Annotated in this window: 1 pseudogene; it reads left to right on the top strand. The window is 75.4% G+C overall.

The window, feature by feature from the left end:
• Nucleotides 1–3739: pseudogene (locus STRAU_RS44225) on the top strand (SDR family NAD(P)-dependent oxidoreductase); the annotation flags it as partial.

Raw genomic sequence — 3739 nt, 5'->3', positions numbered from 1 at the left:
GTGGAGCGCGAGGACCTGGAGGAGCTGGCGGCCGAGCTGGACGTGGCGGGCGACTCCGCGTCCGCCGGTCTTGGCGCCGTGCTTCCCGCGTTGTCTTCGTGGCGGCGGCAGCGGCGCGAGCGGTCGACCATCGACAGCTGGCGCTACCGGGTCACCTGGAAGCCGGTCGCGAGTGGCGCGCTTCCGGGGGCGAGCCTGACCGGCCGGTGGCTGGTCGTCGTACCGGAAGAGTCCGTGGCGCACCCGTGGCTGGCGGGTGTCACCGACGCGCTGATACAGGCCGGGGCCACGGTCGCCGAAGTGCGCGTCAGTGACGCCGAGTTGACGCGCGAGGGCCTGGCCGAACGCCTTGGCGCGTACGCCCCCGACGCCCCCGAGACCTCCGACGCACCCGGCGAGGTCGAGCCGGCCGGAGTGGTCTCGCTCCTTGCCCTGGCCGAGCAGCCGCACCCGGCGTACCCGGTCCTCCCCGCGGGCCTCGCGGCCACCGTCGCCCTCGTACAGGCCCTCGGCGACACCGGGATCGACGCGCGGCTGTGGGCCGTCTCCAGCGGAGCCGTCTCCACCGGACGCAACGACCAGGTGCAGAGCCCCGCCCAGGCGCAGACCTGGGGCCTGGGACGGGTCGTGGCCCTGGAGCACCCGGACCGCTGGGGCGGCCTCATCGACCTGCCGGGGACCCCCGACAGCCGCACCGCCGCCCGGCTCGCCGGGATCCTCGCGGGCGCGGGCGACGAGGACCAGCTCGCCGTGCGCGGCTCCGGCGTCTTCGTGCGCCGCCTCGTGCGGGCCGAGCCCGCCGCCTCCACGAACGCGAAGGGCTCCGGGTGGACGCCGCGGGGCACCGTCCTCATCACCGGCGGCACCGGCGCCCTCGGCCCCCGGCCACATGGCACGCTGGCTGGCGCGCGAGGGTGCCGAGCACCTCGTCCTGACCAGCCGCCGCGGCCCGGACGCGCCCGGCGCCGACGAACTCCGCGCCGAACTGGAGGAGCTGGGCGTCCAGGTCACCATCGCGGCCTGCGACGTGGCCGACCGCGACGCCGTCGCCGGGCTCCTCGACGGGCTCGCCGCCGACGGGCACACGCTGCGCGCCGTCATCCACGCGGCCGCCCTGATCGAGCTCGCCCCCCTCGCCACCACCACGCTCGGCGACTTCGCCGAGATCGTCGCGGCGAAGGTCGCGGGCGCGATCGTCCTGGACGAGCTCCTGAGCGAGGGGGACCGCGGCGCGGATCTCGACGCGTTCGTGCTCTTCTCCTCCATCGCCGGCGTCTGGGGCAGCGGCGACCACGCCGCGTACGCCGCCGCCAACGCCCACCTCGACGCCCTCGCCGAGCACCGCAGGGCGCGCGGCCTGACCGCCACCTCGATCGCCTGGGGCGTGTGGAACGTCGTCAACCCGCACGAGAGCGGCAGCGCGCCGATCGACGTCGACCCGGAACAACTGCGCCGCCAGGGACTGCCGTTCCTCGACCCGGACCTCGCGTTCACGGGCATGCGGCAGACCCTCGACGACGACGAGACGTTCCTCGCGCTGGCCGACGTGGACTGGGACCAGTTCGTGCCGGTGTTCACCTCGCGCCGCGCCCGCCCGCTGCTCGCCGACCTGCCCGACGCCCAGCGCGTCCTGGCCGGCCAGGACGGACCCGCCGCCGACGGCGCCGACGCCGGTGCGGGCGAGCCGTCGACCAAGGCGTCGGCGCTGCGCGAGCGCCTGACCGGCCTCGCCGGGCCCGAGCGGGACCGCTTCCTGGTCGACCTCGTGCTCACGCACGCGGCCGCCGTCCTCGGCTACGAGTCCGCGGGGGCCCTCGACCCCGAGCGGGCCTTCCGCGAGTTCGGCTTCGACTCGCTCACCGCCGTCGACCTGCGCAACCGGCTCGGCGCCGCCACCGGCCTGAAGCTGCCCACCACGGTCGTCTTCGACCACCCCAACGGCACCGCCCTGGCCGCGTACCTGCGCACCCAGGCCCTCGGCGCCGACACGGCCGCCGCTCCCGCCCCATCGTCGCGATGAGCTGCCGCTACCCCGGCGGCATCAGCAGCCCCGAGCGCATGTGGGAAGTCCTCCGGGACCGCGCCGACGTCGTCGGCGGCTACCCCGCGGGCCGCGGCTGGGACACCGCCCACCTCTACGACCCGGACCCGGACACCCCCGGCACCACCACGACCAGGGGCGGCGGCTTCCTGCACGACGCGGGCCACTTCGACCCGGCCTTCTTCGGCATATCGCCGCGCGAGGCCCTGGCCATGGACCCGCAGCAGCGCCTCCTCCTGGAGACGTCCTGGGAGGCGTTCGAGCGCGCCGGGGTCGACCCCCGGTCCGTACGCGGCGAGGCCGCCGGAGTGTTCGTCGGCACCAACTACCAGGACTACGGCACGGCCCCCGGCCAGGTGACCGCCGGCGCCGAGGGACACATCCTCACCGGCAGCGCGCCCAGCGTCATCTCCGGGCGCATCGCCTACACCTTCGGCCTCGAAGGCCCGGCGGTGACCGTCGACTGGACACGGCCTGCTCGTCGTCGCTCGTCGCCATGCACCTGGCGGCGCAGGCGCTCCGTCAGGGCGAGTGCTCGCTCGCCCTCGCGGGCGGCGTCGCCGTGATGTCGTCGCCCGGCGCGCTGATCGCCTTCAGCCAGCAGCGCGGCCTCGCCGCCGACGGCCGCTGCAAGGCGTTCGCGCCGCCGACGGCCGCTGCAAGGCGTTCGCGGCGGGCGCCGACGGCATGGGCATGGCCGAGGGCGTCGGCATGGTGCTCCTGGAGCGCCTGTCCGACGCGCGGCGCCACGGCCACCGCGTCCTCGCGGTCGTCCGCGGCTCCGCGATCAACCAGGACGGCGCCAGCAACGGCCTCACCGCCCCCAACGGCCCTCCCAGCCAGCGCGGCCTCCAACGGCCCCTCCCAGCAGCGCGTCATCCGCTCCGCCCTCGCCAACGCCCGCCTGACGGCGGCGGACGTCGACGCGGTCGAGGCGCACGGCACGGGCACCACCCTCGGCGACCCCATCGAGGCGCAGGCGCTGCTCGCCACGTACGGGCAGGAGCGGCCCGAGAGCCAGGAGCCGCTGTGGCTGGGCTCCATCAAGTCCAACATCGGGCACAGCCAGGCCGCCTCCGGCGTGGCGGGCGTGATGAAGATGGTCCTCGCCATGCAGCACGGTGTGCTGCCGGGGACCCTGCACGTGGACGAGCCGACCCCCGAGGTCGACTGGACCGAAGGCGCCGTCGAACTCCTCACCGAGGCACGCGACTGGCCCGAGCGCGAGAACGGCGCACCGCGCCGCGCGGGCGTCTCCTCCTTCGGCATGAGCGGCACCAACGCGCACGTGATCCTGGAGCAGCTGCCGTCTGCCGAGGAGACGGTCGTGCCCGCCGGGGATGTCGCACCGGCTCAGGTGGTCGCGGGTGTCGTGCCGCTGGCCCTCTCCGCGAAGACCGAGAACGCCCTGCGCGAGCAGGCCGGACGCCTGCGGGAACACCTCCTGGCGCACACCGGGCTCCAACTCGACGACGTCGCCTGGTCCTTGGCGACGACACGCTCGCGGTTCGAACACCGGGGCATCGTCCTCGGGCGGGACCGGGACGAACTCCTCGCCGGGCTCGAAGAGCTCGCGCGCAACGACGCGGCGGCCGCCCGCGTGGTCTCCGGCCGCGCGCAGACCGGCGTGGTCCGCCCGGTGTTCGTGTTCCCGGGGCAAGGTTCGCAGTGGGCGGGAATGGCTCGTGAACTCCTCGA

Origin of the sequence: Streptomyces aurantiacus JA 4570 (assembly GCF_000414115.1) — a bacterium.
In the GTDB taxonomy this organism is placed as follows: Bacteria; Actinomycetota; Actinomycetes; order Streptomycetales; family Streptomycetaceae; genus Streptomyces; species Streptomyces aurantiacus_A.
This window is presented reverse-complemented; position numbering and strand designations above follow the sequence as displayed.